This window comes from Sphingobacterium sp. BIGb0165 (assembly GCF_024810095.1).
Classification (GTDB): Bacteria; Bacteroidota; Bacteroidia; order Sphingobacteriales; family Sphingobacteriaceae; genus Sphingobacterium; species Sphingobacterium detergens.
On record NZ_JANUEB010000003.1, the window covers coordinates 411,097 to 436,615 of the forward strand.

19 protein-coding genes are annotated in these 25,519 nt (G+C 40.4%); 13 read left to right on the forward strand and 6 right to left on the reverse strand.

The window, feature by feature from the left end; genetic code table 11:
• The first annotated feature begins 27 nt into the window (after nucleotides 1-27).
• From M2408_RS08265 to rny, 3 genes are all read left to right on the forward strand, one after another.
• Nucleotides 28-333, forward strand: coding sequence for a hypothetical protein (locus tag M2408_RS08265; protein ID WP_259180738.1), 306 nt, complete (start codon nucleotides 28-30; stop codon nucleotides 331-333).
• A 57-nt stretch (nucleotides 334-390) separates the two neighbouring features.
• A complete protein-coding gene (locus M2408_RS08270; protein ID WP_077432704.1) occupies nucleotides 391-681 on the forward strand; it encodes a cell division protein ZapA in 291 nt (96 codons plus the stop codon).
• A 417-nt stretch (nucleotides 682-1,098) separates the two neighbouring features.
• Nucleotides 1,099-2,652, forward strand: coding sequence for a ribonuclease Y (rny, locus tag M2408_RS08275; protein WP_259180739.1), 1,554 nt, complete (start codon nucleotides 1,099-1,101; stop codon nucleotides 2,650-2,652).
• Nucleotides 2,653-2,811: 159 nt separating this feature from the next.
• On the opposite strand, the gene M2408_RS08280 is transcribed toward rny, so the two are convergent.
• Nucleotides 2,812-3,465 (reverse strand): HAD-IA family hydrolase, encoded by a 654-nt coding sequence (locus M2408_RS08280; protein WP_259180740.1) that lies wholly within the window; start codon nucleotides 3,463-3,465, stop codon nucleotides 2,812-2,814.
• A gap of 140 nt (nucleotides 3,466-3,605) precedes the next feature.
• On the opposite strand from M2408_RS08280, the gene M2408_RS08285 reads away from it, so the two are divergent.
• Nucleotides 3,606-4,133, forward strand: coding sequence for an Mpo1-like protein (locus M2408_RS08285; RefSeq protein ID WP_259180741.1), 528 nt, complete (start codon nucleotides 3,606-3,608; stop codon nucleotides 4,131-4,133).
• Nucleotides 4,134-4,287: 154 nt separating this feature from the next.
• Here the strand turns inward: M2408_RS08285 and M2408_RS08290 are convergent, their stop codons facing one another.
• Nucleotides 4,288-5,613 (reverse strand): ABC transporter permease, encoded by a 1,326-nt coding sequence (locus tag M2408_RS08290; RefSeq protein ID WP_259180743.1) that lies wholly within the window; start codon nucleotides 5,611-5,613, stop codon nucleotides 4,288-4,290.
• Nucleotides 5,606-6,541, reverse strand: a complete 936-nt coding sequence (locus M2408_RS08295; RefSeq protein WP_259180744.1) for an ABC transporter ATP-binding protein — start codon at nucleotides 6,539-6,541, stop codon at nucleotides 5,606-5,608. The genes M2408_RS08290 and M2408_RS08295 overlap by 8 nt, the downstream gene beginning before the upstream one ends.
• 192 nt (nucleotides 6,542-6,733) lie before the next feature.
• Between M2408_RS08295 and yihA the strand changes: the two genes are divergently transcribed.
• The 3 genes from yihA to M2408_RS08310 all read left to right on the forward strand — a co-directional run bounded on the left by yihA (nucleotide 6,734) and on the right by M2408_RS08310 (nucleotide 10,078).
• Nucleotides 6,734-7,363, forward strand: a complete 630-nt coding sequence (gene yihA, locus M2408_RS08300; RefSeq protein WP_120260861.1) for a ribosome biogenesis GTP-binding protein YihA/YsxC — start codon at nucleotides 6,734-6,736, stop codon at nucleotides 7,361-7,363.
• Nucleotides 7,364-7,466: 103 nt separating this feature from the next.
• Nucleotides 7,467-8,321 (forward strand): UbiA-like polyprenyltransferase, encoded by an 855-nt coding sequence (locus tag M2408_RS08305; protein ID WP_259180745.1) that lies wholly within the window; start codon nucleotides 7,467-7,469, stop codon nucleotides 8,319-8,321.
• 80 nt (nucleotides 8,322-8,401) lie between these two features.
• The gene (locus M2408_RS08310) at nucleotides 8,402-10,078 is read left to right on the forward strand and encodes a PNGase F N-terminal domain-containing protein (protein ID WP_259180747.1); all 1,677 of its coding nucleotides are present in this window, start codon (nucleotides 8,402-8,404) and stop codon (nucleotides 10,076-10,078) included.
• Between the two features lie 135 nt (nucleotides 10,079-10,213).
• Here M2408_RS08310 and M2408_RS08315 read toward each other — a convergent pair whose 3' ends face one another.
• On the reverse strand, nucleotides 10,214-10,672 hold the full coding sequence (locus M2408_RS08315; RefSeq protein WP_262903069.1) for an Lrp/AsnC family transcriptional regulator: 459 nt from the start codon (nucleotides 10,670-10,672) through the stop codon (nucleotides 10,214-10,216).
• A 161-nt stretch (nucleotides 10,673-10,833) separates the two neighbouring features.
• On the opposite strand from M2408_RS08315, the gene M2408_RS08320 reads away from it, so the two are divergent.
• Together M2408_RS08320 and M2408_RS08325 are read left to right on the forward strand one after the other, a co-directional pair.
• Complete coding sequence (locus M2408_RS08320; protein WP_259180749.1) at nucleotides 10,834-11,901, forward strand: PLP-dependent cysteine synthase family protein; 1,068 nt, start codon at nucleotides 10,834-10,836, stop codon at nucleotides 11,899-11,901.
• Nucleotides 11,902-12,024: 123 nt separating this feature from the next.
• The gene (locus M2408_RS08325) at nucleotides 12,025-13,704 is read left to right on the forward strand and encodes a protein-disulfide reductase DsbD (protein WP_259180751.1); all 1,680 of its coding nucleotides are present in this window, start codon (nucleotides 12,025-12,027) and stop codon (nucleotides 13,702-13,704) included.
• Between the two features lie 539 nt (nucleotides 13,705-14,243).
• Here the strand turns inward: M2408_RS08325 and M2408_RS08330 are convergent.
• Both M2408_RS08330 and M2408_RS08335 read right to left on the reverse strand, forming a co-directional pair.
• Nucleotides 14,244-16,841, reverse strand: coding sequence for a DUF5686 and carboxypeptidase regulatory-like domain-containing protein (locus M2408_RS08330; RefSeq protein ID WP_259180752.1), 2,598 nt, complete (start codon nucleotides 16,839-16,841; stop codon nucleotides 14,244-14,246).
• A 301-nt stretch (nucleotides 16,842-17,142) separates the two neighbouring features.
• Nucleotides 17,143-18,861 (reverse strand): pseudouridine synthase, encoded by a 1,719-nt coding sequence (locus M2408_RS08335; RefSeq protein WP_259180754.1) that lies wholly within the window; start codon nucleotides 18,859-18,861, stop codon nucleotides 17,143-17,145.
• A 118-nt stretch (nucleotides 18,862-18,979) separates the two neighbouring features.
• Between M2408_RS08335 and M2408_RS08340 the strand changes: the two genes are divergently transcribed.
• The 4 genes from M2408_RS08340 to M2408_RS08355 all read left to right on the forward strand — a co-directional run bounded on the left by M2408_RS08340 (nucleotide 18,980) and on the right by M2408_RS08355 (nucleotide 25,516).
• Nucleotides 18,980-19,453 carry a Dps family protein gene (locus M2408_RS08340; RefSeq protein WP_259180756.1) on the forward strand — a complete coding sequence of 158 codons (474 nt, stop codon included), beginning with the start codon at nucleotides 18,980-18,982 and terminating at the stop codon, nucleotides 19,451-19,453.
• 141 nt (nucleotides 19,454-19,594) lie between these two features.
• A complete protein-coding gene (locus M2408_RS08345; RefSeq protein WP_409049483.1) occupies nucleotides 19,595-22,054 on the forward strand; it encodes a glycoside hydrolase family 31 protein in 2,460 nt (819 codons plus the stop codon).
• Between the two features lie 2 nt (nucleotides 22,055-22,056).
• Nucleotides 22,057-24,015 (forward strand): 1,4-alpha-glucan branching protein GlgB, encoded by a 1,959-nt coding sequence (gene glgB, locus M2408_RS08350; protein WP_259180757.1) that lies wholly within the window; start codon nucleotides 22,057-22,059, stop codon nucleotides 24,013-24,015.
• A gap of 88 nt (nucleotides 24,016-24,103) precedes the next feature.
• Nucleotides 24,104-25,516, forward strand: coding sequence for a glycogen synthase (locus tag M2408_RS08355; protein WP_259180759.1), 1,413 nt, complete (start codon nucleotides 24,104-24,106; stop codon nucleotides 25,514-25,516).
• The last annotated feature ends 3 nt before the right edge of the window (nucleotides 25,517-25,519 follow it).

Sequence of the window (25,519 nt, forward strand, 5' to 3'; positions counted from 1 at the left end):
ATTAATTGGTAATATTCGATTTACGCTATGGCAACATTGTCTTCACAAATGAATCTGATCGTTGAGAAAACGAAAAACTTAATTCAAATGTGCGAAGTCTTGCAAGAAGAAAATGATTTGCTTAAATTAGAGGTACAATCCTTAAAAGTGGCTTTCGACGCGAGCAACGACAAGAGTAAGCAGTTGGAAGAGAAAGTCAAGGCCCTGGCAGTAGCCCGAACCTTGGATTCAGAAACCGATAAGGAGGCAATTAATGAAAAAACACTTGACACAAAACAAAAAATTAACGATTTTGTGCGAGAAATAGACAAGTGTATTAGTTTGTTGAAGTAGTTGGAATTTGGAGATCATCGGAATTTAAACTAATACAACGTTAAAAAGCTCAAAGAAATGGGAGAGATTTCCATAAAAATAAATATCGCAGATCGTGTTTATCCCCTTCGGGTGGAAAGCGCGGAGGAAGAAGTAATTCGACATGCTGCGAAATTGATAAATGAAAAAGTAAAGGAATTGCAGGAAAACTATACTGTTAGAGATAAGCAGGATTTGTTATCCATGTGTGTATTGCAGTTCGCTACGCGAATGTTAAATGCGGAGCGACAGTCCCAGAACCACGAAGTGGGGCTGGAGAATTCAGTACAGGAGCTTGATCAGTTGTTGACGGATTTCTTTAACAAATAAATTTACGTTCTTTATATTTAGAGCTTAAAACGACGAATTTGCCGCAATTAAATTCGGGTTGTCACTATTTTAAACTTAACGCTTCAATATTACAGGCGCAAAAAGATATAGGCCATTTTGCGAAAGCCATCTGGGTCATAATCTAAGCCTAATTATGTAATCACGAAGTTTAATAATACATGAGGCCTGTTTAAATTTAATTGCGGTTTTTTTTTGTTTTGAAACCATCATGCGTTGGGCCTGTTTGCATACAATGTAAACCTTGTCTGATTCAATCGCTGGTATTCCCAAGAAGTATATCGGAATACCAATGGCATTAAATCAGCTTGTGTCCAGTTCAAAAAATGGCGAAGATATTTATTCTATTGAAATTTAATAATTAATAAAAACAAACATATATAATACAATTATACATACATGGACGTCGCAATTTATATCATAATTTCTCTGATTGTTGGTGTAGTTATAGGTCGTTATCTGCTGGTTCTGTTATTCAAAAAACAAGAACAGGAAGCCAAAGATAAGGTAAATAGCATACTAAAAGATGCAGAGCAAGAAGGAGAACACATTAAAAAGAAACGCCTGTTAGAGGCTAAAGAAAAATTCCTTCAACTAAAATCCGAACATGAAAAGGAGGTGAATCAACGTAACAACACCATCAACCAAAAGGAAAATACGTTGAGACAGAAAGAACAATCTATTAACCAAAAGCTTGAAAGTATCAATCGCGATAAGCAGGATGTGGATACCAAAAAGAAGCAATTGGATAAATTGGTTGAACTTAATGAAAAGAAATCCGAAGAAGTCGAGACTTTAAAATTACAACAGATTAAACAATTGGAGAGTATCGCTGGTGTTACAGCTGACGAAGCTAAAAACCAATTGGTGGATTCATTGCGCGAGGAAGCCCGTTCCCAAGCAATGATTCAGATCAAGGATATTGTGGACGAAGCTAAATTGACCGCGACGAAAGAAGCGAAAAAAGTCGTTATCCAAACGATCCAACGTACAGCTACTGAATCTGCAATCGAAAATACTGTTTCCATTTTCAATATCGAAAATGATGAGATCAAAGGCCGCATTATTGGTCGTGAGGGCCGTAATATCCGCGCATTGGAAGCTGCAACAGGTGTAGAGATCATCGTGGATGATACACCGGAGGCAATTATCCTTTCTGGATTCGATCCAGTACGTCGTGAGATTGCCCGTTTGGCTTTACACCGTCTTGTAACGGATGGTCGTATCCATCCAGCTCGTATCGAGGAGGTTGTAGCAAAAACACGGACACAGATTGAAGACGAGATTGTTGAGATTGGTGAACGTACTGCCATTGATCTGGGTATTCATGGATTGCATCCTGAACTGATCCGTATGGTGGGACGTATGCGTTACCGTTCGTCTTATGGTCAGAACCTTTTACAGCACTCCCGTGAGGTTGCCAATTTTGCGGCAACAATGGCTGCTGAGTTGGGATTGAATGTAAAACATGCCAAACGTGCCGGACTATTGCATGATATTGGTAAAGTGCCTGATGACAACCCTGAATTGCCACACGCGATTCTAGGTATGCAATTGGCTGAAAAATATAAGGAGCACCCAGATGTTTGTAATGCCATTGGCGCTCACCACGATGAAATTGAGATGACAGCCTTAATTTCTCCTGTTGTACAAGCCTGTGATGCTATCTCAGGAGCACGCCCTGGGGCACGTCGTGAAGTCGTTGAAAGCTACATCAAACGTTTGAAAGAACTTGAAGACTTAGCACTATCTTACCCTGGTGTCGAGAAAACTTTTGCGATACAGGCAGGTCGTGAATTACGTGTCATCGTTGAGAGTGAAAAAGTATCGGATGCGCAATCAGAAATATTGGCAGCTGATATCTCAAACCGTATACAGACTGAAATGACTTATCCGGGTCAGATTAAAGTGACTGTCATACGGGAGACAAGATCCGTATCTTACGCGAAATAACGTATGGAAGAGTCCTGAAAACAATACAGGATCTTTGATAAACAAATAATATTGAAAAAGCCTCAATCATTGATTGAGGCTTTTTTGTTGCTGTATATTTTGATTCCGGGAAATAGCCTGCGCAGCGGCGAGGAATAGTTGTTTCCGTTGAAAGTTTATTTATATGCCAAAAAACTCGATTAAATTACTCACACTGTGCAGCAGATAGGTTGGTTTTTCCTTCATAAGTTCTTCCTCACTACCATAACCATAAAGCACAGCCATGGCGTCCATGCCTGTTTCCCGGGCGCCGATTAAATCATGCTTGCGGTCACCGATCATAATACAGTGCTGTGGATCCGTCAGGCAAGCCTTATCCAATACGTACTGAATGACACTTGTCTTGGTCGGTCTAGAATCGTCCAATGCACTTCCGCCAGCAAAATCGAAGTAACTGTCGATTGCAAAATGTTGTAAAATCTTATGTGCAAAAATTTCGGGTTTGGAGGTCGCTAAGTATACCTTAAAATCTTTCGATTTAAGTCCTTCCAGTAATTCGGGGATACCATCAAAGAGCAGATTCTCATATAAACCCTGGGTCGCAAAGCGTTCACGGTATTTGTCCACACAAGCCAAAGCTTCCTTCTCTTCAAATCCATAGATATGCATGAAGGTATCTTTCAACGGCGGACCAATTAATGGCTTCAGACTATTTAAATCAGGCGTATGTATTCCTTTTGCTTCGAGTGCATACGCAATACATTTGGTAATGCCCTCAGCAGGGTCCGTCAGGGTACCATCAAGATCAAATAAGATATGTTTGTAAGACTTCATGTTGCAATATTACGTAATTGGATAGGAGATTGCCAGTTAAAGGTCGAAGAAAGCATATAATGACAAGGGACAGACCAAAAAAATGAGAATATTATCCCGGTCAACGGTTTATGCAGATCAATATTTATTAAATTTGCCGAATGAAACAAAAGAAGAAAGTTCAGGAAGTAGAACCGAAACGTCCAGTGGATACCTATTTTGAGGAATTGGATAGTAATTTTCAAGATCCAATCAATCGTCTTATTCAGATCATCTTTTTGCCGCTGTTATTCTTCGGTGTGATGGGCTGTATCTGGATGATTCCTTTTCCACAGTTTGAATTTTTGGTGAAGCTCAATTGGCACACCTTTTTGAATTGGGGCTCTTTCTTCATTGCAATTGTCATCTATTTTTACCTGAAATTATCTGCAACCTTGTCTTATGCAATCTTGTTCTCGATAGGGGCAATGAGCTTTTTTATTGTTCAGTTGGAATATGTACAAAAAAACGGCGGTCCTGCAGTAATATGGGTATGCTTGGCGATCGCATTGCTGGCGTTAGCCGCACTGTTTCTCGGTAAAGGAAAAGAGAAAAAGGCAATTACTGGAAAGCAGTTTCTGCAATTTCTACTGATAGGCCCGATATGGCTATGGCATTTTGTATTTCAGAAGTTCAATATTAGATATTAACCCATTTACCTAATAGTTGTCATTGTGAAAGAAAAGCAGGTTTATGTATCTATTTGAGCTGAGGATTTGACAGTTAGGTTGATAAAAAGAGAAGGCTAGATTGTATTGTACAATCTAGCCTTCTCATCTTAATATGCTTTGTTGATCAGTCCGATCAATTTTTATAATTGAACCATTTGATGATTTCTTTGAAACTGGCTTTCTTTCCATAGATCAATATCCCCACACGATAGATACGTGCGGCTACCCAAGTGATCAGTAGGAAGGTTAAAATAAGCAAGGTCAACGAAGTTAATATCTGCCATAAGGGGACACCAAAAGGAATGCGAACCAACATAGCGATGGGGGATGTAAAAGGAATAAAGCTCAGCCAGGTGGCAATTGGACCATTGGGATCATTAATGATAACTCCGAAAGAAAGAATATACGTCAACAATAGAGGCATGGTGATCGGCATGGAAAATTGATTGGCCTCGGTTTCGTTATCTACGGCAGAACCCGCAGCGGCAAATATAGCGCTATAGAGGAGGTAACCTGCAATAAAGAACAGAAAGAAGAATACAATAACCTCTGTGAAATTGAAACTTTGGATTGAAGCGAGAATAGAGGCAGAACCACCTTGCCCCATTGCTTTGGATACTGTTCCCATATTGGCCGCTCCAGGCTGGCCGGCGGCGACTTCCTGTATGTCTTGTGGATTGATAAATAATGTAGTAGCCACAAGAAAGAGCCCTAGCGTGAGTACAAGCCACATCACAAATTGTGTAAGGCCAACCATACCGATCCCTACAATTTTACCCATCATAAGCTGAAAGGGCTTTACAGAAGATATAATAACTTCTATAATGCGATTGCTTTTTTCTTCAATGATACCCCGCATGACTTGCGCGCCATAGAGAAAGAGGGAAAGGTAAACCAAAATAGCCAAGGCGACGCCAATCCCCATCGCTATTGCCGTATTGCTGTTTTTTTCCTCACCGTCTGCCGTTATTTCTTTCGCTTCAATATCCACCTTAGGTTTAATGGATTGAATCAGCTTGAGGTCTATCCCTTTGGCTTTATATTCCTTTTCCCGAATGATGTCTTCCAACTGACCACTGATAATCTCCTGCGTGACAAAACTTGTCTTGCCGCTGGTAATCAATTCAGCCTTTTGTGTCGTCAGGATATCTTGAGGGATGTATAAGATGGCCTGTTTGGTTTGCTCTTGGGCCAGGCGTTGTTTTTGTTGCTGCAGAGGTAGCTGACTCTTCTTATAGCTTACATTTTTATTGCTTTGCAGCTTATTGGCGAAGTCGCCCTGTTGATCAATGATAAAGACTTCTGTATGGGCATCTTTAAAGCTCTTTTTTGTCAGGTAAAACATACCTGCATACAGCGCAAAAAAGAAGAGGGGGACCGCGAAAGTCATCACAATGAATGATCTTTTCTTGACTCGGGATAGATATTCCCGTTGGATGATGAGTAATATCTTATGCATGATCTGGGGATAAAGGTGAGACCTCAGTAACCTTCTGGATAAAAATATCTGCCATGGAAGGGACAAGCTCAATGATTTGATTGAGCTGAATTTTTGGTAATAGTTGTATTAATACATTGTTTATATTAACATCTTTATTTAACTGAATAGTAGTATTGTAAATATTTTCTTTTTGTGAGGATCTGACAATTTTAAATAGACTTTCATTGCTGATGTCAATGCCATCTGCATTGGGGGTGAATTCCAATGTATAGGTTTGGTTTCTGTAGTCTTTCTTGATATCTTGTACGGGACCATCCAGGATTTTCTTGGAGCGGTGGATCAAGGCGATATGATCGCAGAGTTCTTCTACCGTTTCCATACGATGGGTGGAGAAGATAATTGTAGCACCTTCCGCATTTAACCGTAGTATCTGTTCTTTGATGATATTGGCATTCACTGGGTCAAAACCTGAGAAAGGTTCATCAAGGATAATCAATTGCGGTTGGTGAATAACGGTGGCCACAAATTGGACCTTCTGCTGCATTCCTTTGCTGAGGTCTTCAATCTTCTTGTCCCACCATGAAGTTATATCAAGTCGTTCGCACCAATCGTGGATTCGATGTAATGCTTCTTTTTTTGAAAGCCCTTTCAATTGTGCTAGGTAAAGCATCTGATCCCCGATTTTCATTTTTTTGTAGAGACCACGTTCTTCCGGAAGATAGCCTATCTGGGCAATATGCTGTGCACCTAAGGGTTCCCCATTAAAACGAATTTCACCGGAATCGGGTGCAGTGATCTGGTTAATGATACGGATCAGTGATGTTTTTCCGGCCCCATTGGGTCCCAGTAGCCCAAAAATCTTTCCTTTTGGAATCTGGATGGATACATCATCCAATGCGCGATGATTGGCGTAATCCTTGGTGACATGATTGATTTCGAGTAACATCTTTTCTAAGGTTTAATTAAATTCTGTATGGAGAAAAAGAGCATATATCCTGTATTATCAAAGATACACTTGTTTATTTTGACTATTAGTATGTAAATGCCCGTAAATGTTACAGCATGACCATGAAGTTTTTTCTGGTATAGAAGCGGCGGAAACCTTGTCAAACGGATTCATTTAATGTACCTTTGTTCCATGGAAGTAAAAAAAGCCGAATTCGTGTGTAGTAACACGAGAGTTGACAAATTACCTGCGCCAAATTTGCCTGAGTACGCCTTTATAGGTCGTTCTAATGTAGGTAAATCTTCTTTGATCAATGCAATGACAAATAAGAAAGGCCTTGCCAAGACCTCTCAAAAACCTGGTAAGACTCAATTGATCAATCATTTTATTATAGACGACACTTGGTATCTGGTCGATTTGCCCGGTTATGGATTCGCGAAAGCATCCAAAACGAGTCGCAATGAATGGGAGAAATTCATTCGCAGATACCTGACTCATAGAGACAATCTGCAATGTGTATTTGTTCTGGTGGACAGTCGTCTTGAGCCACAGAAGATCGATCTTGACTTCTGTTATTGGTTGGGTGAATGCGGTTTACCTTTTATGCTGGTCTTTACAAAAGCAGACAAACAATCGGCAGTGAAATCTGATGCAAATATCGCGAAATTTAAAAAGGAGCTTTTGCAATGGTTTGAGGAGGTGCCAACGATCTTTTTAACTTCGGCAGAAAAGAAATTAGGTCACGAGCCTATTTTGGAGACCATTGATGAGGTCAACCGCCGATTTGTAGGGCCCGAGCCGGAAGAAAGAATGCCGTTTTAAGTATTTCAAAAAAATAAATATTGGTTCAACACAATAGCTTCGTCAATCTGATCATTGTCGGGGATAGGATGACGAACGTTTTAAAGTCAAATAAGATCATCTCATGAAGAAGTATCTTTCCTTAGTTTTATTTGCCCACAGTGTATTCGCATTGCCATTTGCCCTAATTGGCTTCTTTTTGGCGCTGCATACCACTGAATATGCATTTTCTTGGAAACTATTACTATTAATGTTATTGTGCATGGTAACAGCACGAAATGCAGCGATGGCCTTCAATAGATATTTGGATCGCGATATTGATGCGATCAATCCGAGAACTGCAATGCGGGATATCCCTGCAGGGAAGATTTCTGCCCAAAATGCACTGATCTTTACCATCGTCAACTGCTTACTTTTTGTCACAGCGACTTATTTTATAAATTCCCTGTGCTTTATGTTGTCGCCGATTGCACTTTTTGTGGTGCTTTTTTATTCTTATACCAAACGTATCACACCTTTGTGTCATTTGGTATTAGGTGCAGGATTGGGTTTAGCGCCGATCGGAGCATATCTCGTTATCACGGGGCAATTTGCAACTGTACCGGTCCTGTATGGCTTTGCTGTGCTGACCTGGGTGAGTGGTTTTGATATTATTTATGCCTTGCAGGATGAAGCTTTTGACCGCGCCAATAAGTTGAACTCTATTCCAGTCTGGCTGGGAACCAAAGGGGCGATGCGGGTATCCGAATGTTTACACGTGCTGTCTTTTATATTTGTTTTAATCCCAGCGTTCTTAATGCCTGTTGGCTGGATTTATTATTTAGGTGTGGCTTTCTATGGTGGGTTGTTGATCTATCAGCATACGCTGTTTTCATCGACAAATTTAAGTCGGGTAAACCGCGATTTTATGACCACCAATGGATACGCTTCCGTCATCTTTGCGGTCTTTTATCTCTTGGATATCTGGTTGATAAAATAAACGTTTTAGCATAAAATAAGAAAGGCTTTAGGAATTCCTAAAGCCTTTCTTATTTTTGTGTCTAATCCAATATGCGTACTATGAAGAAAAATATCCTTTTTGTTTCAATTTTATGTCTGTCATTGTCCTCTTATGCCCAGAAGCTAACGAGCTATGTGATCCAGTACAATCAAAGTTTTAATGGCAATACACCCGCCAATCAGAATGGGGTACTGGTCTATGCTAATGCAAATGAAACGTATGTGAGTTCGGAAAAAGATATAAAAGGACAATTGTTGCCACCTTACGAACGCGTACTGGTGGAGCGATCGTCTGGAAATACCTTGCTTAAGATTGCGAAACTGAAAGATGGTTCCCTTATCCTGACAAGAGACTCTTTGGCGCTCTCCAAACAGAAATTCAACCCGACTACCGAAACCAAGACCATCTTGGGGTATCCCTGTAAGAAAGTGGAAACCAGTATCAATTCCAATAAGATTGAAATCTGGTATACGGACAAACTTGGGGTAAAAGGAGCTCCGAGTGAACTCGGGCAGGACCTTGGCTTGGTATTAGAGGTGATCAGAAATGGCAATACACGTACCTTTGCAACAAAAGTAGAGAAAGTGAAGACCATTCCTGAGCAATTGAAGTTAAAAGGAAGCGAAAAACGCTATGATGATCTTTCCTATAAAGATCTAATCTGGAAAAACCGTTTTGTCCAACTTCCAGTTTTCCAAAAGGAACGTATTCGTTTTTCAGATGATACCAAGTCGGATTCGATCTTACGTTTTGCCAATGGTACAGTGATTGTCAAGAAAATCAAAATACCAAAAATCAAAGCTAGTGATAATGTGTTCGTTCAGCTTGTGGAGCAATCAAAAGGAGATGCATACGACCGTACCGGATCCGTTTTTATCATTCCAGCAAATAAAGCACAGAGCTTTTTGGATGGTATGAAAAATGGCATGTCAACCTTATCGAAGTACGAAAATGGAAATGGCAAGAGTTATCAGGGAGTGGTAAGAACAGCGACTTTCGAACCTATTGTTGAATTGATGCGTTTCTTTACACCCTTTGGTGTTAAGCAGTTTAACTATCTTCAGTTAAAGGATAAGGTATGGCAAGATTCTGTTCTTTACCGACAGGATGTGTCTGAGCTTGCAGGAATGTTAAGTGAGCAGGAAGTGTACGTAGGTGCTTTCATTGGCAACTATGATAAGAATGGTCATGAAGTTAGTGTTGAACTTACAATTCACCCAGGGTTTGAGGCGGGTTCGGAAGGAAATCTGAAAAAGACGATGTCATTATTTACGACGACCAATGTGATGGAAATGGGTGGACAGGAGTATGGATCTATGTTCGATAAGGATAAAGGATTGACACTGTCGTTTCGTTTGGATCAGGATGCTAAAAATGTACAGTTACGTTATATCACGACCGGTCATGGAGGCTGGGGGAATGGTGATGAGTTTGTTCCCAAAGAAAACCGTATTTTCTTAAACGATACCTTGCTATTTAAATACACGCCTTGGCGCAACGATTGCGGTTCTTATCGTTTATCCAACCCTGCTTCGGGTAATTTTGCCACTGGATTGTCTTCATCTGATCTGAGCCGTTCCAACTGGTGCCCAGGAACAGTGACTCCTCCGATTTATATCGACTTTGGCGATTTAAAAGCTGGTGATTACAAATTACAGGTTCAGATCCCGCAGGGAGCTCCTGAAGGGACAAGTTTCAGTAGCTGGAATGTCAGCGGAACTTTACTATTTGATTGATTGATTGATTGATTGATTGATTGATTGATTGATTGATTGATTGATTGATTGATTGATTGATTGATTGATTGATATATTTGAGGTATTGATTTTGTAGAAATCAATACCTCAATTTTTTAGACAGAATCTGTTCAATTAAAGGGGGTAGGCTGTTTCACTCTTTGTCTCTGACAACACAAAATAAGTCTGTACCGTATTGACTTGCGGTAATACAGCAAGGCGATGTCTTAAGAAGATATGATAGGCATCCATGTCTTTGGTAGCAATACGCAACATGAAATCATAAGACCCCGCCATCTGATAGCATTCCATGACTTCAGGAAATTTAGCCACTTCCTTTTCAAATTCATTCAGTACCTCGAAAGTATGTGCCTTGAGGAATACCTGTGAAAACGAAATTAATCCGATACCGATCTTATGGCGATCCAAGATTGCCACAGTTTTCTTGATATAGCCTAATCTTTTTAATTTTTTTACCCTTTCGTGTACTGCTGCAATTGATTTATTCAATTCGAAAGACAGTTCTTTATTACTTAATGAAGCATCTTGCTGTAATAAGCGCAGTAGTTTTAAATCAATTTCATCCAATTCCATAATCTGAATATTTTCGGTGTTGTTGCAAAATTACAATGTTTGAATGGATAATTTATTGTTATTTGTGTTTTTTTATTTAATTTTTCTTGAAATTATGGTTATCTATTGAATAATATCTTGTTATTGGTCAATTTTGCAACAGAATAATCATTTATATAAAAATGGCTGAACAAGAATTACAAAGTGCATGCTTATCACCTGCATTGGACAAAAGATTTAAGCATTTGTGGAGATTGGTTGGAAACACGCCAATGTTGGAATTGCAGTATACCTACAAAGGTAAGCCAGGCCGGGTATTTGTAAAATGTGAGAATTACAATTTAACAGGTAGTATCAAAGACAGAATGGCTTTGTACATCTTGTATAAAGCATATATGAATTGCCAGATTAGGCCAACGGATGTTGTTATCGAAGCTACAAGCGGAAATACTGGAATTGCTTTCTCAGCAATAGGCAAAGCTTTGGGACATCAGGTGAAGATTATTATGCCGAATTGGTTAAGTAAAGAGCGTACCGATATTATCAGAAGTATGGGCGCGGATATTCAGTTGATCAGCAAAGAAGAGGGCGGTTTCTTGGGCAGTATTCGTTTGAGTGAAGAGCTTGCTGCTGCGGGTGGGGTTTTTCTACCCAGACAGTTCGAAAATCAATATAACGCGGAGGCACACGAAAAAACGACTGGTTACGAAATTGTCAAACAATTGGAGGAGCAGGGGCTAGTGGCAGATGCTTTTGTTGCCGGAGTGGGAACAGGTGGAACCGTTATGGGGGTAGGACGTAGTCTACGGAAAGCGAATCCAAGTGTTCGTGTACATCCTTTGGAACCTGCGGAGAGCCCAACATTGACGACAGGACATAAAGTAGGTTCACATCGTATACAAGGTATATCTGATGAATTTATACCGGCTATTGTTGATCTGAATGAATTGGACGAGGTTGTTTGTGCTAATGATGGTGATTCGATTATTATGGCGCAGAAATTATCAAGGCAATTGGGGCTTGCTGTGGGGATTTCTTCAGGTGCAAATGTTATTGGCGCCATTAAGTTACAGCAAGAGCTGGGGGATGATGCAGTCGTCGTTACGCTACTCTGTGATGATAATAAAAAATATTTAAGCACAGATTTGGTCAAGGAAGAGCCTGTTAAACCGGGGTATCTATCCAGTGATGTTGATTTTTTGGGCTTTCAACCGATATGTAGACTACCGAATCCTGTATTTGGAGCCTAATAAGATTTAGTTTCATATGTTTATAGTTAACTCGGGGAGCGTCATACTCCTCGGGTTTTATTTACATCGGAACGATAAATAGGTCTCAAAGCAAATAAATTATGAAAAACATATTATACGCTGATGAAAACTAATTTTAAACTATTAACCCTTTTATTCCTGCTTATTCTTCCTCTTGCTATGTTTGCGCAGCAGGATAGCACGGCTAACATGGAAGGCGTCGAATTTACGGATGGTACAATCAGTCCGGATTCGCTATCATTCGAAGAGTCACCGGACACCGTGACAGCAAGTGTTGATTCCAGCAAAACGGTCGCTGCGACCGCTAAGGTGGGAGATCCTGCTGAAAACGGTAAAAAATCGCTTTGGAGTATTTTCATCGCTGGTTTGGTTGGAGGTTTTGCAGCCTTATTGATGCCGTGTATATTTCCGATGCTTCCGTTGACGGTGAGCTTCTTTACCAAGCAGTCTGGTAGTCGCGCCAGTGGTATCAGCAAGGCCTTATTATATGGTCTCTTTATTATTGTGATCTATGTTGCTTTGGGGATGATTATTACCATTGCATTCGGTTCTGATGCACTCAATGCACTTTCAACCAATGGAATTTTTAATTTTATATTCTTCTTGCTGTTGGTCGTATTTGCTGCATCTTTTTTTGGTGCATTCGAAATAACTTTACCGAGTTCCTTTGTCAATAAAATGGATGCCAAATCGGATAAAGGTGGGCTTATTGGTCTATTTTTTATGGCATTTAGTTTATCGTTGGTATCGTTTTCCTGTACGGGTCCGATCATCGGAACCCTGTTGGTGGAAGCGGCTTCAAAAGGTGAACGATTGGGCCCAGCCATTGGTATGTTAGGATTCTCTATCGCTTTGGCAATTCCTTTTGGCTTATTTGCGATGTTCCCATCGATGCTTAAATCTCTACCCAAGTCAGGCGGCTGGTTGAACAGTGTTAAAGTGGTGCTTGGATTTTTAGAATTGGCGCTAGCTTTGAAATTCTTGTCAAATGTAGATTTGGCTTACCATTGGAATTGGTTAGACAGAGAGGTGTTTCTGTCGCTATGGATTGTAGTATTTGGTTTGATGGGGCTTTATCTGATAGGTAAGATTAAGTTTTCTCATGATAGTGATCTTAAATTTTTGTCCGTTCCAAGAACGATATTGGCTATTGTTGTTTTCTCTTTTGTTGTGTATATGATTCCGGGCTTATGGGGTGCACCTTTGAAGTCTATTTCAGCCTTTTTACCGCCATCTGCAACCCAAGATTTTGATTTATCTACCGGAGTTGGAAGTAGCTCCGCAGCACATACGGATGGAAGAGTTAAAAAATATGCAGAGATATTCCATGAACGTGGTACACCAAAGGGCTTTGATCCTTATTATGATTACGATCAGGCTTTAGCAACAGCAAAAGAACTTAACAAACCCGTTTTGATTGACTTCACTGGATGGAATTGTGTCAACTGCCGTAAAATGGAAGCAAATGTATGGACAGATCCTGCGGTAGCTAAATTGTTGAAAGAAGAATTTGTTATGGCAGAGTTATTTGTGGATGATAAAACTGAGTTGCCTGCTAATGAGCAATTTGTTTCCAAGTATAGTAATAAAAAAATAAAGACTATCGGAAATAAAAACAGCGATTTTCAAGCTTCGTCATTCAATAGCAATTCGCAACCATTGTATGTAATCGTCGACCCAAATGGTCAGATATTGGTTCCTCAAAGTGGGGCAAACTACGACGTTGAACAATACAAGGCATTTCTACAAAGCGGTGTAGATGCCTTTAAAAAGAAAAAATAACCATCGTCATATTCTAATTTTATCCTCCTTGCTGTTTGCAAGGGGGATTTTTTTGTTTTTTGATCATGCTTTCTTTGGCATAGGAACTTTTTCCTATCATTTTTCATGACCTACGCGGGATTTCTTCGATATTCATTGTGAGTTGTTCGGAATCTGTTCGGGACAGCTTCGAAACAGCCTCCGAAGAAATCCCGAACAAATCTCGAAGCAGTCTCCCATCGGTTCTACAAAGCTGTCGAAGAAGTTACGAAGGCCAGTCGAAGCGCAATCGAACAACAGTCGAAGAAATTCCGAAGACTAGTCGAAGCGATCTCGAAACTCAGCTGAACAGTTGTCAAGGAATGGACACAACCCGATATTGCATAGCTGCCGCGGTGCAAAGTCGAATCGTTATCGGAGGTTTTCTGATTAACTTTGTATACCTGATCAAAGTTGAGATGAACCCCGCTGGCCGGATTTGTTCAATAGAACAAAAAGAGGCCCTGTCATTCTCTCAATCGACAGGGCCTCAAAATTATAATATAAATTTACGGAAACTCTTAGAAATCAAATCTGACTCTGGCGCGGATCCCCCAAGCTGGAGCATCAACATGGTCAAGATAGTTCAGACGTTTGACGTAGTCTACACGTAAAATCTTAAAGATGTTAGATAAACCGATACTGGCCTCCATATAAGGTTCAGAACCGAATGTATATGAACTTTGAATTTGGTCTGCATTGCGTTGCCATGCAAACACTTTAGAGCCATAATTTGGATCGTCTGGATCGTTTTCTTTGCGAAGACCACCATAAACACCTTTGAAACTAAAGACCTCCCGTAATTTAAGCTTTTTGATCAATGGGATCTTATTCAATAGGAATCCATTCATGTAATACTGCACATTGATGGAAGCGTTATGGTCACTGACAAATTCCAGGAAGTTCATTAAGTTGTACGAGTTTAACTGGTACGCATAAGTCTGGTTTGCCCGGTGGATCGTCAGGAAAGGAAATGGAATCTCTTTTCCGGCAATGTAATTCCCTTCTGCTGTGACGTCGGCAAAACCAAATTGACTGAAGTAAAAACGTTTAAATGCACCGACGTTAAAGCTGTGGTAATTATATTCTCCCTTTGCCAACCCCTTTATTCCTGCTGTATAATTGAACGTGAATATCGGGTATTGATTGAAAATCGGTGTACGGTAGATTTTACCTTGATAAAATTCTTCATGGGGTGCGTACCTGAAGTTGACCGATAATTCTGTTGTATTTAATTCGTTGAACAATTTGTTTTGTCCATTTTCATCCAACATCTGGTAGGTTAAGCTGCCTGCTGGAGATTGTTTGTTGATATTAAATCCAGCACCAATAGCCAGATGGTTCAAGAATTCTTTTTTATACTCCAATCCGTAGTTGGTCTCGTAGATATAACGGTCATTATCACCACGTTTAAAGGATAGTAAAAAGTTGTCTTCCTGAATAAACTCAAGCTTTTGTCCAGGGATCTTGGTATCTTTTTTATAAGACGCCCGGATGTAGTGCATAGGGAAGGAGTATACTGATTTGTTATTGAAAGCATAGGTCCCACTAAAAAAGTACTTCCATTTCTGATCCTTGAAGCCATAGGCTGCATAGGTCTCGGCATAGAAGCGTTTGCTCAATGCCTCTGTTGTACGACCACCTATGCGCAAGCGAAATCCTTCAACAGGGTTAAAGCTGTAGAATGTGTTCACTGGGCCAATTTCTAAAGGTCCGGCTTGTTTATAACCTGAAAGAACCAAGGCAGCAATATCCATGAAGGTTCTGAACGAAGGTATTTTCTGTAGCGTGTCAATATTATGGTAAATATTCAATTCATTTTGCGCCAAAGCCAATGGGCGTTGTGTTTCAAATAACGATTTGGTTGCTTTCTTATTTTCGATATTGTAAGCAATAACCGTAGAAGGACCATCGTAAATACTATCTGCTTGCTGAATACCGACTTTATAATTATTATAGTTGACCGTCCGGCTTCCTCGAATTCCCATTCCTTTTTCCGTTAGTGAAAAATCAATGCCTAACGTGCTGGTTTTTAGGTAAAATCTACTCTTGCTATCTTTTTCAAATTTGAGCTGAACCTGAAGGTCGCGCACAAAATTTAGGTTGATATCATCGGCAACAGTCATATTAGCGCCCTGAACGGCATAATTACCATCCAACGTGACATACAGCTGTCCCTTAAATAACATGTCTGCTTTATTGCGGGGAACGAAGCTCAGCTCAACCAACCAAGGTTGAGAAGTTTTAATGGTATCAGTAATGAAAAATTTATAAAATGTCGGTGCAGAGTTTGCTATCGGACTCAAAAACTGATTTGTTACCAATGAGATGTTATTGTCATAGATATCAACTTGTTCGTAGAGCTTGTTAAAGTAAGCTGCTAGACCATCATTATCGATAAATTTGGGGTCAAACTGTGCCCGTTGATCACCGAGTATATACTGCTTGGTCTTACTTGGATCTTTACGGTAGTACACTTTGGACATTTTCTCTTCGATAAAAGCCGGTAACACATATTTATTTGCCGTTTTGGCCGAATCGTCTGTTTCAAAAAGAAATTGATAGTTTTTAAAGATTTTTTTGTTGACAAACTTCTCAGAAAGATTGCTTAATCCCAAAGACATCTTCTCGTACTGATCGAATTCGGCGTATTGCTGTCCAGATAGGCGATTTTTCTCTTTATTTTCGATAACCTTACGGATCAGGGCGACTGCGGGGTTGTCTTTGTTGCTATATTTTTTCTTCTGGGCTTTGACAACAACTTCCTCCAGCATATTGTCTTGTGCATCCATCAGAATTTCCTTTGACTGTACAGCATCATTGGTCACGAAAGCATCCTTATTGTCATAACCGACATAGCTAGCTCTGATTTTGACATAAGATGTCGGAAATACCAGCCTAAACTCTCCATTCGCGTTGGTCGACGTAGAAGTTCCCGCAGCAGCAGGCGCGCCTACTACGGCCACGGTAGCATAAGCGATGGGTGTCTTTGTCTTTGCGTCCTTGACTGTACCTGTAACCGTTTTGGTTTGAGCAAAGGCTAGGGACGCTGATAGCAGAAATGTTATCGAGAAAAAGAGTTTAGTTATGAAGGTTTTTGCGTTTATTTTAGCTTCCATTATATTGCTATAATCTTGAAAATTCAAAATTGTTTTGTTGTTTTTACTTTATTTCTGACTTTATAAGTATTAAAATCAAAAAATCAGTGAACAAAGGAAGCAAAAAATTAAGAATATTTAAAATTTTATTGTAATGTAATAAAGGAAATGTACTTATTTGTTTTTTGGTTTAAATGGTTGTTTTGCAGTTGTTTGTCTCAAATTATTGATTTAGGTCAATAATTTATCATTCACATTTTGACTTCACGATGATTTTCCGATCAAATATTTGCTGACTTTTGTAACGATATAGTCAATTACACTAAAAATCAGGCGGAATTTCAAAGCTGATTTCCCGTCTGGAACCTGGGTGTATAAACTTAATGAAAGCGGCGTGGAGGTGTAATCTATTTGCTTTTCTGCCGTAAAGATCATCACCTACAATAGGTGTATTCAGTCCGTTTGGATGTACGGCATGCATGCGAAGTTGATGTGTTCGGCCTGTTAGTGGATAGAAACGGACTCTTGTTTTACCATCTTCAATTGCGATTCTCTCCCATTTGGTTTGTGCGTGCTTGCCATAGCTATAGCAGACCATTTGTCGGGGTCTGTCATCGAGATCCACACGGAGCGGGAGATCAATTAGGCCAGATTGCTGTTCAATAATGCCATCGAGTAAAGCGATATATTCTTTTGTAATGGTGTGTTGTATAAATTGATCCTGTATAAATTGATGGGCTTCTTTATTTTTAGCGACGACTAACAGTCCTGAAGTGGACATGTCCAGCCGATGGATAATAATCGGGCCTGCAGCAGGATAACGTTGGAGTACACGATTGTAGACCGAATCCTTGACGTATATCCCAGGGACAGACAAAAATTCGGCTGGTTTATTGAAAACAATAATATCCTCATCTTCGTAGATTTGCGGCAGCTCAGTTTGCAGTGTTGTTTCCTGTTGCATGGGATTCGGGTCAACGTTTAGTCCCTGAAGCATATAACCTAAAATAGGTTCACATTTTTTACGGCAAGCCGGGTAATAGTTTTTGTGCCGACGGATTTCGGACGAAGGGGAGCAGCCCCACCAAAATTCGGCCAAAGCTATGGGGGTAAGATTGTTGCTGTAGGCATATTGCAATAATTTTGGCGCTGCGCATTCTCCGGAACCAGCGGGTGGTGTACTTTGGTCAAAGTCCTGAAAAACAGCAACGACGTTCTTGTGCTGCCCTGTTGCATTCAAAAAATTATATTGTTCAAAAAGTCTCTTTTGCAAATTTCCGGATCGCATCTTACGCTCTTCTTTCAATGCAGAAATCTCGGAAAGCAATTGTTGGGGCCTAAGGTTTCCAGATTCCAGCGCTAGATACATGTCATATTGATAACGTTGGAGTTCCTGTTTGTCCTTGAGGCTTTGGCTGCGCATATCTTCCATCAGCATTTCGTAGTCCTCATCTGATAGGAGTGGACGCAATCTTGTTCGGGCTTCCTTGCGTTCTTTTTTCTGACTTCTGAGTTTTGTTTTGAGCTGCTCAAGCTGTGTGTCCCAATGATCTTTTAATCTATTGAGATTGTTTGTTATCTGTTCAAGTTCTTCACTCTTTTCAAGAAATTCAATTTTCCTGTTGAGGGCATTTAGGTGCACCTCTTCATTTAAAAAGAAGCCATCCTCTTCCAGCATGTCAAATATCGGGGGAACAAAGTATTGGTGTTTATTGCTGCCAGCAAGCTTGCCGGATACAGCGGCCAGGTATCCAAGCCGATGCTGCTGATCGCGGACAACCAGTATGCCAAACATCTTGCCTATGGCAAGACTATCGTTATTTTCTTCAAGACCAAAGTTATGCGTCCACTCGTTTTGTGTCTCCAGATAAGTTTGAAGTTCTTCCGCAGCGATAATGGCTAGCGCATGTGGTTCATAACAAAATGGAAAGGTAAATCGCAAGGGAAGTTCGATACCCGAAATATCCTCTTTGAATGTATGAAAATAAGCGTTGTTGTCTAAAGTACCCACAGTCTTCCCTCTATAATATTCTGTCTGCAAAAATACGGTTATTATGCTATTGAAATGACATTTTAAACTCAGTTTTTTTGCTTACCCAGCCTTTTTTTGGTAAATTTAACTAAGCAATTAAAAGATATAGTTAACAAATAAAAACAATATGAAAACTTCAATTGGAATTAAAGATGCAGACTTAAAAAAAGTTGCGAAATTGCTCAATGTCTTATTGGCCGATGAGCATATTATCTATATGAAAACACGCAATGCGCATTGGAATGTTGAAGGAGCGGATTTTCACGCTGCTCATTTATTTTTAGAATCCCAATACGATGAGTTGGCAGAAGTTATTGATGAAGTGGCGGAGCGTGTACGTACATTGGGTCACTATGCGGTAGGTACATTTGATAAATATTTAAAATTAACACGTTTGACAGAATCAACATCTGAAAAGACAAATAGTCAGTCTTATTATAAAGAGCTGCTGTCGGATCACGAGTCTATTGCGATGTCAATTCGTGGAGATATTGCTGTCGTTGAGGGTACCGCTGATAATGGTACGGAAGATTTTTTGGTAGGCTTGTTGGAAAAACACGAGAAAATGGCTTGGATGCTGCGCGCTCATTTTATAAAATAGCAGATGTAGTCCCATGTGATATGGATAATCCCGCTCCTTTTAAGGAACGGGATTTTTTTTTATGTTTTGTTGTCGGCGCAGGATAATTTTTCTATCTTAAAGAGGAATTAAGCCTTCAGAAACTTTTAACATATTACAGCTATGCTTGAAGACGACAACCTAAATCAAACCACACTAAACGAGGAAGAAAATGATGGTACTTTGGAAAGTATGCATCATGTGAATAATCCGGTATTGGATTTACCTAAAATTGAAAAGAAATACCTCGAAACAGTTGTATCCCACAATCAAAATGACAAATCATACTATTTTTCCGATGGTAAGGCAAAAGTCGAGATTAAGATCGTAACGGATGAGATTGTACGTGTTCGATTGGCGCCACAGGGGACGTTTTTGGAAGATTTTTCCTACGCCCTTGCAAAGAAAGACCATCGTGTCAGTATACACCAATGTAAAGAGGAGACAGACCATTATAGTGTTCATACAAACACTATTTCCTGTCGCATCAATAAAAGTGATTTTTTGATTTCCTTTTCTGATAGAGCGGGTAAACTATTTAATGCCGATTTGGCCCCAATGCATTGGGAAGAAAGTCCGGATTTTGGCGGATATTATGTCTATAGTACTAAAGTTGCTTTTGAAAATGAAGCATTTTATGGACTAGGCGATAAGGCCACTAAGCTTAATCTTCGTGGCAAGCGATTAAAGAATTGGAACTCGGACACCTATGCTTTTGCTTATGACCAGGACCCTTTATACAAAACCATTCCTTTTTACATTGGGTTGAAGGATGGTGAAGCTTACGGTATTTTCTTTGATAACACGTTTAAGACCTATTTCGATTTTGCTGCCGAGGATCCAGGAAAAACCAGCTTTTGGTCAGAAGGTGGTGAATTACAATACTACTATATTCATGGTCCGCATATCATTGACGTGATCCGTAGGTACCATACTTTGACGGGAACACACTATTTACCGCCACTTTGGGCTATCGGATATCATCAATGCCGATGGAGTTATTATCCGGAAGCCAATGTGCGTAAAGTGGCCGAAGAATTCAGGAAAAGACAAATCCCATGTGATGCCATTTACCTAGATATTGATTACATGGATGGCTATCGCTGTTTTACATGGAATAAACAATATTTTCCAAATCCAAAAAAAATGATTGCTGATCTTGCCAATGAAGGTTTTAAGACGGTGGTCATGATTGATCCTGGAATTAAAGTGGATGAAAACTATTGGGTATTTCGAGAAGGTAAAGAGAATAAATATTTCTGTCGCCGAGGTGATGACTATTTTATGGAGGGATTTGTTTGGCCTGGGCGCTGTCAATTTCCTGATTTTACAAATCCTGAGGTCAGACAGTGGTGGGGAACCTTATACCAAGGGCTGGTGGAAGATGGTGTGGCAGGTTTTTGGAATGATATGAATGAGCCCGCGGTTTTTGGTCGAGGGACTTTTCCAGATGATGTCAGGCATCAATACGACGGACATCGTGGATCGCACCGAAAAGCACATAACGTCTATGGTATGCAGATGGTGCGTGCTACCTATGATGGCTTAAAGAAATTGTATAAAAACAAAAGGCCATTTACCATTACAAGAGCGGCTTATGCTGGTACGCAACGTTATTCTTCGGTTTGGACCGGCGATAATTTAGCGAGTTGGGAACATCTCAAGCTGGGCACTTTGCAGCTGCAGCGTTTGTCCACTTCAGGGATGTCTTTTTGTGGAACAGACATTGGCGGATTTACGGGAGAACCCGATGGAGAACTGTTCACACGGTGGATGCAATTTGGTGTTTTTTCGCCATTTATGCGTGTGCACTCCGCAGGGGATACCCGCGATCGTGAACCTTGGAGTTTTGGTGAAGACTGGGAAAAAATAAATAAAAAGTTTATAGAATTGCGGTATAAACTGTTACCCTATATCTATACCTGTTTTTGGGAACAAACTAAATACGGCTATCCGATTTTGCGTCCAATTTCAATGGTGGAGCAACATATTCCGACCAATTGGCAACGTGAAGAAGAGTTCTGTTTTGGCGATAAGATATTGGTATCACCGGTGTTGCAACCCGGTCAGAAGAGCAAGATCGTTTATCTTCCTGCGGGAGATTGGTTCTACTACTTCAATAATGAGGTTTATGTCGGCGGAAAGGAACATACTATCGCAACACCACTGGATGAAATGCCACTATTTATTCGTGGTGGATCTGTTATTCCAGAATATCCAGTCATGCAATACACTGGTGAAAAGAAAGTGGAAGAACTGCAATTGAATATCTATTTTTCTGAAGGAGTACATCGTTCATACGTCTATTCCGATCATGGTGATACATTCGCGTACGAACAAGATATCTATTTGGAAAAATGTTTTACACTATCTGGATTAAAAGATTCCCTTTCTATCAAGCAGACCCGTGACGGATTATTTACCGAGCGATATGAAGAGTATAAGTTGCAATTGATAGGTCTACCATTTGCAGTTAAAAAGGTGAAAACAGATGGGATTGATACAAAAATACAAAAAGATGAACAGGGGCGATATTGGATTAATGTCGCACGTGAATTTGAAAACATATTGATAGAGGGTTAAACATGGCCAATCAAGTAATACCGCATAGTCTTTTTTCGGAATTTGATGTCGCGCTGTTCCAATCGGGCAGGCATTTCAAATTGTATGAAAAATTTGGTTCGCATGAACTGGAAGTAGAGGGTGAAAGAGGCGTTTATTTTGCGGTTTGGGCCCCAAATGCAAAATCCGTTTCCGTAACAGGAAACTTCAATTTCTGGGACAAGGGGAGTCATCCTTTACATGTCCGCTGGGACACAAGTGGAATCTGGGAAGGTTTTATTCCCGGAATAGCCAATGGTGAAACTTATAAATATAGTATTCAGACCTCCTCTGGAGAAGAGCTTGAGAAAGGCGACCCATTCGCGTTCAAATGGGAGGTAGCACCTAAAACGGCATCCATTGTGCATTCTAATTGGTATGAATGGAATGACGGAAACTGGATGAAGGAGCGTATCGTAAAAAATAGACTGGATCAACCATGGTCGGTCTATGAACTGCACCTTGGCTCATGGGCACGAGACCCGGAGAGTCCAGATACACTATTAAACTATCGGGAGATTGCTGTACAGCTCGTAGCTTATGTCAAGGAAATGAATTTTACGCATGTAGAATTTATGCCTTTGATGGAACACCCTTATTATCCTTCATGGGGATATCAGATTACAGGTTATTTTGCAGCAAGCTCGCGTTATGGCTCTGCGCAGGATTTAATGTTCCTGATCGAAGCGCTCCATGCTGCCGGAATCGGGGTGCTATTGGATTGGGTGCCTTCACATTTCCCTGGTGATGCACATGGGCTTTATCGCTTCGATGGCACAAGCCTGTATGAACATGAAGATCCGCGAAAGGGTTTTCACCCTGACTGGCAATCGTATATTTTCAATTATGGTCGTAATGAGGTGCGCTCTTTTCTGATCAGTAATGCTTTTTATTGGTTGGATCGTTTTCATATTGATGGACTTCGCGTAGACGCTGTCGCTTCGATGTTGTATCTAGATTATAGTCGGAATGCCGGTGAATGGATTCCGAATGAATTCGGTGGTAATGAGAACCTGGAAGCTGTACAATTCCTAAAGGAGTTTAATGAGGCTGTTTATGCACATTTTCCGGATGTACAGACCATCGCCGAAGAATCGACCTCCTGGCCTGGTGTGAGTAAACCAACCTATGCCGGTGGTCTGGGCTTTGGAATGAAGTGGATGATGGGATGGATGCACGATACCCTAGATTATTTTAAGGAAGATCCGATCAATAGAAAATACCATCACGACCGCATTACTTTTGCCACGGTATATGCTTTTCATGAAAATTTTATGCTCCCGCTGTCACACGATGAAGTTGTTTATGGAAAACAGCCTCTCATTTATAAAATGCCAGGCGATGAGTGGCAGAAATTTGCTAACCTAAGGGCGTTATATTTGTTTATGTATACTTTCCCAGGAACAAAATTGTTGTTTATGGGTGGAGAGTTTGGACAAACGTCCGAATGGAATGTGAATCAATCGCTCGACTGGCATCTGTTGGAATTTATGCCACATCAGGGTATGAAAAAATTTGTTGCTGATTTAAATGCGACCTACCAGAAACAACCCAGCCTCTTTCAAAAGGCTTTTGATGCTTCAGGGTTTGAATGGATAGATGCTGGCGACCGTGAAAACTCGGTCTTGGTCTATTGGCGTAAGGCATTTGACCAATGGGATGATACTGTGGTTGTGATTAATTTAACACCTGTTGTACGTGAAGATTTTCGTATCGGACTGCCTTATGCAGGAGAATGGGAAGTTGTTTTGAGTTCGGACGATCTTAAATATTTCGGTTCAGGAGTGTGTAGTCAACATGTTGAAAGTGAACACCTGCATTGGATGAACCAGGTGCAATCTGCTCAGGTCAATCTTCCACCACTTGGTGGCTATATCCTTAAGCGGAAGAAGGTGATGAAGGAGACGGTGCCTGTAAAACCGGAAGAGCGTGTTCCGCTGTGATCGTATGTTTTATCGGTTGAAGGAGTAGGTAAAAGTAAATTTTAAATAGGATAAGCTCCATCTGACTGATGGAAAAAAATATGTACAGATGAAAGTATTTCATTTAAGTGTCGAATGTTATCCAATAGCCAAGGTTGGCGGTCTAGCGGATGTGGTGGGAGCGTTGCCCAAGTATCAAACTAAACTTGGGGTGGATGCCGCCGTCATTATGCCCTGGTACGACCGCCCATTTGTCAAGGATCATTCTTTTGATGTAGTTTATGAGGGGACTTTTTTTCAAGGATCCGAACCATTAGATTATAGTGTTTTCAAGGAAAGAGATAATATACTGGGTTTTGAACTCTATTTGATTAAAATTCCTGGTAAATTGGATCGTCAGGAAGTCTATTGCTATCCTGATGAGGGAGAGCAGTTTATCGCCTTTCAACATGCTGTATTAAACTGGTTCAAGGCAAAAGCGATTGTACCTGATATTGTGCATTGCCATGATCATCACGTCGGTTTAATGCCTTTTCTGATGAAATATAGCAATGAATATAATTTCCTTGCTGATGTAAAGACGGTTGCTACAGTTCACAATGGTCAGTACCAGGGTTGGACACACTGGAGCAAAGCGATTTTATTGCCTGGTTTTGATAGTTGGAAATGGGGACTCCTGGACTGGGATGGTCTGATTAATCCACTTGCAGCGCTGATCAAGTGCTGCGATGCCTATACGACTGTTTCGGAGGGCTACCTTGAAGAGCTTTACGTAGATGCGAACGGATTGCAGCATCTATTTTATGATGAAAGGCATAAGTCGGTGGGGATTGTCAACGGAATTGATTGGGATATCTGGAATCCGGATAAAGATTATACCCTGATTGAAAATTATGATCTTGCCTCGGCCTTTGCCGGTAAACTCAAAAATAAGCAGGCACTAGCACAGCAGTATAAAATTGATCCAGCACTTCCGTTATTGGTCTTTATCGGGCGTTTTGCGACGGAAAAAGGAGCCGATTTATTGCCGGATATAATTTTGGATTTGACTGAAAATTTTCCCGGAAGATTGAGTATATTTATACTGGGCGCTGGAGATCCAGCCATTCAGTCACGGGTAAAAATGCTCGTGGATGAACAGATAGAAAATTTTGATGTGTTCTTTGGTTATGATGAAAATCTTGCGCACTGGCTTTATGCAAGTGCAGACTTTCTTTTGATGCCTTCACGGGTTGAACCTTGTGGACTCAATCAGCTTTATGCCATGAAATATGGGACCTTGCCGATTGTACACACTGTGGGTGGTCTAAAAGATACAGTCGTCGATTTAGAAAACAATGGATACGGTGTTGGTTTTGACACGCTTGAGATAGCTGATATCAGAAAGGCTATTGTCCGCGCTGTCGAATACTATGAAAATAGGTCTAAATTTGAAGACAACCAACACAAAATAATGAGTTTGGATTTTTCCTGGGATAAATCCGCAGCGAAATACTTAAATCTATATAACCAATTAATTTAATTT